Genomic DNA, 8748 nt, shown 5'->3' with positions numbered 1-8748 from the left:
TCATTCGAGTCTAGACAAAATGACACCAAATGAGTTTTACTATGATCAGCTACCCCAACAAAACAAGGTGGCTTAACTAGAGCGGAATATCACTTATAAATACGCTTTTAGTTGTTCAAACAAGTGGAACCACCTCTGTTTGTAATGATATTTTATAAAATTCAATATTAGATCTGCAGAGAAAAACTTATCAAACTAAGTATTGGCTAGTCTTTTTCTTCGAAAAACTTATCAAACGAAGTATTAAGTTAATCTTTTTCTTCAACTTCTTCCTTAAACTCAAACAAATCATTCATCGTACAGTTAAAGTACTTACACAACTTATCGGCGACTGGTAATTCAATACGTACAGCACGGTCATAATACATACTTGTGAGCGTGTTGCGATTGATACCTGTTGCATGCACCACTTCACTTAATTTTAAAATTTTTCTATCGCCCATGAGGCTAGATAACTTACAAGTAATCATATTTAAATTAATTTACAAAAAATAACTTGCTGTGGGTTATTTGAAGTTGTTGACTGAGTAATACTTTGCTAAAATTAACCTACAGCAGGTTATTACAACTTATAGAAAGTATATTTTATCCATTTCAACTAAATTATAACTTTTTAAATATAAGGATTGAACCTGCATTAGATTATTTTGTGGAGATGACCGCCGTGTTACCAAATGAGTTATTGATCAGCCAGCAAGCTCGTGACTTAGGAAATCAATTAATTAAAGAAATGAACATCAATAGAAGTTATGGAATGGCTAATTTTCTTGGAGTAAATACTTGCTATGATAATCATCAGGCTGTACTTATTTGGACATTTCAACTGCTTGAAAGGGAACCTGCCTTAAATGAATTAGCAGAAATTAAAAAATATTTTCTTTTAATCTTTCCAGATAGTGTTTATCAATTAGCCTAAGTTGTTTTTAAAATTAATTTATTAAATAAAAAGCACTAAATCAAAGAAAGCTTTATTTAAAAATACCTATTAATTCAAAAACATACCATTTACTGAATATATGAAGCATAGGTTCCTGCTCTATCACTCACTCGTACTAAAATTACATCGCTCTTTTTACTGATACTAAACAATTTATGTCCACGCCACGTTCTGCGGCTTCGAGGGCTAGTTTTTGTTGAACCACTGAGAACAAGGACAACAAACTGCCTACTATATTTTCCCGGAGAGTGGTGTAGGAACTTTTTCATTATTGCTAATCATATCAGCGACAACATCAGCAACGAGCTCCTCTATTCCTGAGAATGCTTTAGACTGATCCGCATCAAGCCAAGACAATGATGGAAACTCAGCACATCATTCGTTTAAGACCTATTTTAATGACGGCACTGGTCGCAAGTTTAGGTTTTATTCCAATGGCGTTAAACACTGGAATTGGTGCAGAAGTACAACGACCACTAGCAACAGTTGTTATCGGCGGTATTGTATCTTCTACAATTTTAACTTTGTTTGTATTGCCTATTTTATATCAATGGGCGCATGGCTCTGAGAGTAGCAAACAGCAATCCGACGAAATTTAAAATCAAAAAAAGCAGCTTAATTACTAGGTTATGCCTAATTAAGCTGCTTTTAATATTGTATGCCCAACATTTTATTGATAAAGCTTACTGCGCTTCATCCCGACAATTTTCATTTAAAAACTCAAACTCTATCGTTGTATGCGATAAATGATAGGAAGATAATTTAGCTGCAACTTCTTGTTTAAGCCTAATTAATTCTTTAACGTCAAAGTTGTCACTCAGCTCAAGGTGCGCTGTTAAAACGTGACTTTCACCATCTAGTGACCAAAAGTGCATGTGGTGGATACCATTAACTTCAGGAAATTCCATTAGTGATAGTTTAATACGCTTTTGAGTCTCTTTATCGGGTGCAGCTTGAAGAAATAAAACGAGTGTTGATTTCAGGTTTTTGAAAACATTAAACAAGATGAACAGCGTGAACCCTATTGATAAAAGGGGATCTAATATCGGCAGTTCAGCGAACAACAGTACGATAGAGACTATAAGAACGGCAACCCATCCAAGTACATCTTCAAGAAGGTGCCATGTCAGCACTTTCTCATTTAATGTTTCACCCGCTTTTAATTTTAATACAGCATATCCGTTAACGGCAACGCCGAGTATCGCTAGCCCTAACATCCCCTCGACTACAGGCATTTCAGGATTGGACAGCTTTGGAATTGCTTCAAATAAAATCCAAATTGAGCCAATGATTAAAACAATACTGTTTATCAATGCGCCAAAGAGAGTAAGTCTACGATAACCATAACTAAACTTATCTGATGCTTCTTTATCTGAAAAACGACTTAAAATCCACGCAAAACCTATTGAAAGACTATCACCAAGATCGTGAACTGCATCTGCCATTATCGCCGTACTGTTAGTGAGCCAACCACCTATAAATTCGATAATAGTGAATGTCACATTAAGGAAAAATGCCCAACCAATACGGTCATCTTTACCATGTTGATGACTATGATTATGGTTGTGCATTTTGTACCTCTAGTACTTTTCTATTTCTTAGTTTTGATACATTCATATTAATCAAGTGACGTATCAAGCGTTGATATATCCAGCGTTTGAACCCCGACAAGTTAGTCCCTTTTTCGAGATAGAACTCATCAGGGGAATCATAAAGCCCAAAGTCATCATGAATACCTTCTTTTTGAATATAGGTATTTTCTCCACGCCAATCTGTATCTGGTGATGAAAAGCACTTTGTTGCAACACCATAACCACAAAAATCATCTTTTACTTGGTCAAATTTCTCCTGTAGAGAGCTTAAGTATTGCTCATCCAATATAAAGCCCTCTAAGTTTATCCAACGCCCTTCAAAGTAAACTTCTACCCAACTATGAATGATGTATTTAGGTGCTAACCAAAATACATAGCTTGGGATAGCACCTTTTTGTAGTTGCTGGTCTATGGTAAACCCATGAAATCGGCATTGAATGCCTAGTCCACGCAATAGTGCCATTAACAGATTACCCTTAGTATTACATTGTCCATAACCATCTGCTAGCACATCGCTTGCTGCAATATCATCGCTTTCATTATAACCAAAGAAAATCTCATCTTTTACAAACTGATAAGCGGCACCAATTTTGTTGAAGTTATCCAAGTTTTTCCACCTACGTTGATCGATCAAGGATTGGATATCTTTGTGTTCAAAATTAACGATATTCGTATTGTTTAAATATTTCTCAGTCATTTTTTATATATCCTTTTCGTTGCATACTTATACTATAGACTCTATAGTAACTATAGAGTCAAATGTCTGGGGGAAATTGATGAAAATAGGCGAATTGTCAAAAAAATCGGGCTGTTCAATACAAACGATTAGATATTATGAAAGAGAAGGATTTCTGTTAAATCCAAATCGTTCAGAAGGTAATTTCAGGCTGTATGATAGCAAAGCACTTAAACAATTGGAATTCGTAAAGCATTGTCGCAGCCTAGATATATCACTCAATGATATTAAACGTCTTATCGAATTAAAAAATAAGCCAGAAGAAAGCTGCTCTAGCGTTAATGCATTAATTGATCAGCAACTTGCACTAGTGAATAAACGCATGAAAGAATTAAGGGCGCTTAAAGCTGAATTACAACAAATGGCTAGTGCTTGTGGTTCGAACAACCCAACATACTCATTATATTCTGCTGACCATGTAACACGGCAAGTATATTGTTTACTATCCATTTGAAACCCCATAATGTTTTAAGTCTATGTATAAAAGTACGATTTTCACTTAGCAGTACTTAAATAATCACCCCACCACTGCATCATTTCAGTCCGCTGGGCTAAATAGTCAGCGTGATTATAGCTGGCACGGGTACGGTTCTTATCAATATGTGAAAGTTGTGCCTCAATCCAGTTATCCTGGAACAAACCTGAGTCATTCAAAATGGTACTAAAAGTGGAACGTAGTCCATGAGAGGATAATTGATGTTTTCCATAGCCCATCTTACGTATAGCCATATTTAATGTATTAAAATGAATCGGTTGATTATGTTTCCGTGGGCTAGCAAAAATGTACTTTTCACCGTATGACCATTGCATGACGTCCTTTAAAATATCTAAAGCCTGATCTGAAAGTGGAACTAAGAAGTCGGGAATCTCATGGCCTAATATGACTTTTCGTCGAAACTGTTTAATATGCAAGGCAGGTATTTTCCAGACTTTTTCATTTAAATCAAAATGATGAGGCTCAGCCAATAACAATTCAGCCCCTCGCACGCCAGTATGTAATTTGAACAGCAGTGCTTTTTTAATAATCGGATGGGCATCCAATTTTTGTAATTTATACTTAAAATCAGATATATCCTCCGCTTTCAAATACGGATAATTTTTCTTGATTTTACTGTTAATGGCGATTTTATTTAAACCATGCGCGATGTTGAATTCACAATAACCCATCGCTACAGCGTAGTCATAAATTTGGTTCAAATAACTACAAGCTTTCTTGACAGGTTCTTTTACTTGGCGTCCCTCTATTTTTTTGATTACTGAAACCAGGTCATAACGCTTGATGTTTTGAAAAGGTAGATCCTGAAGGTCTGGATAAATATCTTGCTGTAAGCATCTTTCTGCTAACTGTAGTACACCACAGCGGGGTAGATCGTTGAAGGCATTTTTCAGTTTGAACTGTAACCACTCCTCCCCGACCTTACCAAAGGTGATGACATTAGAGGCAGTATCTTGTTCAAAACAGAAATCATTGTCTTTAAAGTCATCTCTGACTTGTCGTGCCTTTTTCAGCGATAAATCAGGATAACGACCTAACTGAATGCGTCGACGTTTTTTAGTTTGTGGATCTGTATAGCGATAGCACCAAGATTTTCTTCCACTCGGCTCAATCTTCAGGCTAAGCCCATCTTCATCGGATAAAAAACTGGTTTTTTCCTTACAATGAGCTTGGCGAACTTTAATTTCAGTAAGACTCATGGAATTTAAATGAAACCTAACAATGGGTTGATTGGATCAATTATATCAAAATAGAACGCTTTATGTATGATGCGTACACTACGCATCATATAGATTTGTAAAGTATTGTTTTATAAATTTATTATTCAATATACTTTAATTTTAGTAACCAGTAGGAGTACCACTTCTTTTTTAGTTCTCAAATATCACGTTTTTTTTGACGCAATGATTCTATCTCGGACTTCGTCAGCTGTTTTACGAGAGATGAGGATATACTTTACCTCCCACTCTGTGAGCCTTTCAACGTCTCACGGCTCTATTTAATGTTATTGAATAATCAATGGATACCAGTAAAGCCTTTTAGGTCTGCTATTGTTTCTAATACAATAGTCTCCACGATCAAGGATTGGACTCAATGCATATTCCAGCATAAACCTACCACCTATTCCTATTCGCACCCTACCACTCATTCCTATTCCAAATCGGCCACTTAGGGTTTATTCAGTAATAGAATTTAAAGGCTTTATTGCCCAAACCTATATTCTTAAAAGCTTATTCAGCAATATAATTCTTAGATAAATTGCATATTCTTATCGTAAAGGACACTGATTCTTCTTTCATTTGGACAGTTACTATGAATTCACTTCCGTCCTAATAATCTGCCCCAAAAGCTTTTTGGCTTCCGATTCGGATCGGCTTTGTTGCACAAATACCTAAGAATATGATTTTATTAAATTTATTCTTAGGTTGAAATTTTCACAAACCTTTAAAAATCAGTGCCTTGCAAAATGTTTATGCAACAAAGCCTATTTAAATCGGCAACTTGAACATATTGATAAGTTAATAAATAATCACATAGATCAAGATCCAACATTGAAACAGGATTTGAAATTACTGCAAACTATTCCTTCAATCGGTGAACGATCAGGCTTATTACTGTTGGGGTTATTTCATTCGCACAAGTTTGAAAAAGCAAGTCAAGCTGCTGCATATGTAGGTTTGGTTCCAGTACATCAGTTGTCTGGCAGTTCAGTCAACAAGCAAAGTCACTTATCAAAAGCAGGTGACAGTAAAATACGCTCAGTATTGTATATGTCGGCATTAACAGCGATTAAATATAATCCACACATTGAAGCTTTATATCAACGATTATTAAGCCAGGGTAAAAATAAAATGTGTGCTTTAGGTGCTGCAATGCGCAAGCTTATACATCTGTGTTATGGCGTTTTAAAACATCAGACTGCCTATCGAAGAGATTATTTAGTGGTCGAATAATCTCAAAACCTGATTGACTACCAAGACGGTATCTCAGGTCCCGAATTTATCAGTCACGAATTTGTGCGCTGGGCTACTGAGCACGGTATTCGTATTGAATATATTCAACCGGGTAAGCCACAGCAGAATGCGTATATTGAACACTATAATCGGACCATACGTTATAGTTGGCTGAGCAAGCATTTATTTGATACTTTGGATGAAGTACAAGATTATGCAACAAACTGGTTGTGGCATTACAACCATGAAAGACCACATCAAGCTAACAAAGGAAAGCCACCTCTAATGGCTGCTTAACCTCTACTTTTAACTTCGGTTATTTATTGAAGGATTACCTTAAAAACTATTAATGTAGCTCCATTTTAAATAAAGAACCGCTTTTTTATTCAAAATAGGGTAGGAACGACTTTAACTAAATCAGTAAGGAATACTTAATGAAATATATCTAATCTCACCTATATTGTTATATGAAATATATATTGTAAATGGAATATCTTCAATTTTCCATTTTTGGCTTCTAACCACGCCATCATCATTCTTAATAAATAATGGCACTCCTAACATATTTTCAATTTCAGCTTTATTCATTGAAAATTTTAAATTAAATGGCAGTTCTTGTTTATATTGAGAAAAGCCTTCCACACCATCATTATAAAAAAATATAGTCGTTAAGTATATTTTTTCACCAGTTATGGGTTTGTCCTCCTGATTTAAATAAAAAGACTCATCAGTAAATATAAAACCCAATCCCTCATCATATTTACTAATATAAAAATTATACTCATCCAATAAATCACCATCTTCATCATAAATTGGTAATTTAATTTCCTCTTGACTTTTCACAAATTGATTTTTAACAAAAAAATCAACTAATTTTTCATCAATATTTGACTTACCCAACAGTGATATTAAATGATCAATAAACTTATTTGTCATTCTTTCTCGCCTCCTCATCCATAATATTTTTCAAAAATTTATCATAATCAGCATTATTTTTACAGCTCAATGTAGTACATGCTTCTTGCAACTTTGTAACGTACTCAGGCGTTAATTTTTTTGCATTATCTATCATTGCCTCAGAATCCCTAATTTGTGCTGCTTGTAAATCATTTGCATCATTTTCAATGAGTCCTTTATTATTTTTTCCTGCATAGGTTGGACCTGCGGCATGCACCTCATTTGGTACAGTTACACTCATTCCTTCATTAATAATACGATTTTTCTCTGCTTGAGTTAAGGGCGCTTCCTTTAAGTCTTCAGCTCTCTTTAATAATGCAGCTTTAGACGGCTGATGATCTCTAGCCACGGTTCCATCTCCAGTGACTTTCTTTTGATTTCCATAATTATCAACCCATCCCACATCAAGAGATTGCTTTTGATTTATTTCAATATCAGCATCTTTCCCCTTAGTGACACCTTTACCTACTCCAGCACCTACAACTCCAGCCACAGCATTAATTAAATATTCTGCACCTTGTTTATTTTTTTCAATTTCATTTGCAAATTTCAATTCATCTAATTTATTTTCAGATGTTGAGGCTTCAATTTCTTTAACTTTCTCTGAATTAGTCCAATTATTAATCGTATTTGAATTGGTAACATGAGCGGCGGCAGTTAATGATGTCGCCAGCGCATCAAATCCTTGAGCTATTTCAGCTCCTACCGCACTATCTAAAGCTAAAGATTTTCCTGTCTCAATTGCTAAACGGACTGGGCCTGAAATCATTAGTCCTACCGCAAGTTGAACAGTACCTAAATCAACTCCAGTATCTTCACTAATCTGCTTTATATTATTTCCTAAATCAGCAATATTGCTTAATATCGTCATACCAACTGTGGTTTGGGTCGTAACTTTTGTCTCAATGTCAGTTCCTTTCGCATAAATTACTTCTTGTTCATTTACGCCTATTTTAGGTTGTTTAAAAATCGTTTCTAAATCAACACCAGATTGAGCTAATGTATCTAGTTGACTCTGAATTTCACTAAACTCTTTTGCTGCATAGAAAAAATCTAATTTAGAAAATAAAGCTTCAACTTCTTTTGGCTCTATCCCTCGTTTGAGCAATTCACTTGCAACTTTGTCACCAACTACACCCGTTTCTTTATATTCACTTGGTAAATTGTAAAGCCTTGCCTGAATATTATTTAGTGTTTGTAAAGCCTTATCTTTATACTCACCCGCTGGTAAGGCTTGTGCTAAATTTTCTGCACTTTGACGGAAATTCTCTGGCAAATCCTTCTGTTCTTGAATAATCTCCTGTCGTCCAGCTTCTGTCAGTAATCGATGATCAATCGTTACTGAACCATCCAGCATACCTGTGGTCTGATCACGAGTAATTTCTTGGGTATTGTTGATATCACGGTTGGTGGTATGGTAATCCTCCCATAAATAACCGAAGTTAAAAGCAGAGGTTAAGCAGCCATTAGAGGTGGCTTTCCTTTGTTAGCTTGATGTGGTCTTTCATGGTTGTAATGCCACAACCAGTTTGTTGCATAATCTTGTACTTCATCCAAAGTATCAAATAAATGCTTGC

At 35.3% G+C, this 8748-nt stretch carries 9 protein-coding genes and 5 pseudogenes; 5 read left to right on the top strand and 9 right to left on the bottom strand.

What is annotated here, in order from left to right:
* Positions 1–248 precede the first annotated feature (248 nt).
* On the bottom strand, positions 249–470 hold the full coding sequence (locus tag FTT74_RS13615; protein WP_004658364.1) for a helix-turn-helix transcriptional regulator: 222 nt from the start codon (positions 468–470) through the stop codon (positions 249–251).
* Positions 471–664: 194 nt separating this feature from the next.
* On the opposite strand from FTT74_RS13615, the gene FTT74_RS13610 reads away from it, so the two are divergent.
* The gene (locus FTT74_RS13610; RefSeq protein WP_004658363.1) at positions 665–916 is read left to right on the top strand and encodes a hypothetical protein; all 252 of its coding nucleotides are present in this window, start codon (positions 665–667) and stop codon (positions 914–916) included.
* A gap of 252 nt (positions 917–1168) precedes the next feature.
* Here FTT74_RS13610 and FTT74_RS13605 read toward each other — a convergent pair.
* A pseudogene (locus FTT74_RS13605) lies at positions 1169–1312 on the bottom strand (antitoxin HicB); the annotation flags it as partial.
* On the opposite strand from FTT74_RS13605, the pseudogene FTT74_RS13600 reads away from it, so the two are divergent.
* A pseudogene (locus tag FTT74_RS13600) lies at positions 1312–1536 on the top strand (efflux RND transporter permease subunit); the annotation flags it as partial. The pseudogenes FTT74_RS13605 and FTT74_RS13600 sit on opposite strands and share 1 nt — an antisense overlap.
* 84 nt (positions 1537–1620) lie before the next feature.
* Here FTT74_RS13600 and FTT74_RS13595 read toward each other — a convergent pair.
* Positions 1621–2508 carry a cation diffusion facilitator family transporter gene (locus FTT74_RS13595; RefSeq protein ID WP_127800877.1) on the bottom strand — a complete coding sequence of 296 codons (888 nt, stop codon included), beginning with the start codon at positions 2506–2508 and terminating at the stop codon, positions 1621–1623.
* The gene (locus tag FTT74_RS13590; protein ID WP_005245162.1) at positions 2495–3226 is read right to left on the bottom strand and encodes a transglutaminase family protein; all 732 of its coding nucleotides are present in this window, start codon (positions 3224–3226) and stop codon (positions 2495–2497) included. Before FTT74_RS13590 ends, FTT74_RS13595 begins: the two co-directional genes overlap by 14 nt.
* A 79-nt stretch (positions 3227–3305) precedes the next feature.
* Between FTT74_RS13590 and FTT74_RS13585 the strand changes: the two genes are divergently transcribed.
* Positions 3306–3719, top strand: a complete 414-nt coding sequence (locus FTT74_RS13585) for a Cd(II)/Pb(II)-responsive transcriptional regulator (RefSeq protein ID WP_179989169.1) — start codon at positions 3306–3308, stop codon at positions 3717–3719.
* A gap of 41 nt (positions 3720–3760) precedes the next feature.
* On the opposite strand, the gene FTT74_RS13580 is transcribed toward FTT74_RS13585, so the two are convergent.
* Positions 3761–4960, bottom strand: coding sequence for an integrase arm-type DNA-binding domain-containing protein (locus FTT74_RS13580; protein ID WP_005245164.1), 1200 nt, complete (start codon positions 4958–4960; stop codon positions 3761–3763).
* A 185-nt stretch (positions 4961–5145) separates the two neighbouring features.
* Positions 5146–5247 (bottom strand): annotated as a pseudogene (locus FTT74_RS14050) (recombinase); the annotation flags it as partial.
* A 490-nt stretch (positions 5248–5737) separates the two neighbouring features.
* Between FTT74_RS14050 and FTT74_RS13575 the strand changes: the two are divergent.
* Both FTT74_RS13575 and FTT74_RS13570 read left to right on the top strand, forming a co-directional pair.
* A pseudogene (locus tag FTT74_RS13575) lies at positions 5738–6214 on the top strand (transposase); the annotation flags it as partial.
* Positions 6215–6247: 33 nt separating this feature from the next.
* Positions 6248–6511 (top strand): annotated as a pseudogene (locus FTT74_RS13570) (integrase core domain-containing protein); the annotation flags it as partial.
* 120 nt (positions 6512–6631) lie between these two features.
* Here FTT74_RS13570 and FTT74_RS13565 read toward each other — a convergent pair.
* The 3 genes from FTT74_RS13565 to FTT74_RS13555 form a co-directional block, all read right to left on the bottom strand.
* The gene (locus FTT74_RS13565; protein ID WP_179989170.1) at positions 6632–7150 is read right to left on the bottom strand and encodes a hypothetical protein; all 519 of its coding nucleotides are present in this window, start codon (positions 7148–7150) and stop codon (positions 6632–6634) included.
* Positions 7140–8528, bottom strand: a complete 1389-nt coding sequence (locus FTT74_RS13560) for a hypothetical protein (protein ID WP_179991388.1) — start codon at positions 8526–8528, stop codon at positions 7140–7142. The genes FTT74_RS13565 and FTT74_RS13560 overlap by 11 nt, the downstream gene beginning before the upstream one ends.
* A 98-nt stretch (positions 8529–8626) precedes the next feature.
* Positions 8627–8748 (bottom strand): integrase core domain-containing protein (locus FTT74_RS13555; RefSeq protein WP_179989171.1); only part of this gene is annotated, 122 nt, incomplete at its 5' end.

Origin of the sequence: Acinetobacter sp. YH01007, from assembly GCF_013420425.1 — a bacterium.
Lineage (GTDB): Bacteria > Pseudomonadota > Gammaproteobacteria > Pseudomonadales > Moraxellaceae > Acinetobacter > Acinetobacter towneri.
Note: the sequence above shows the minus strand (reverse complement) of the source record. Positions and strands in the feature narration are given on the sequence as shown.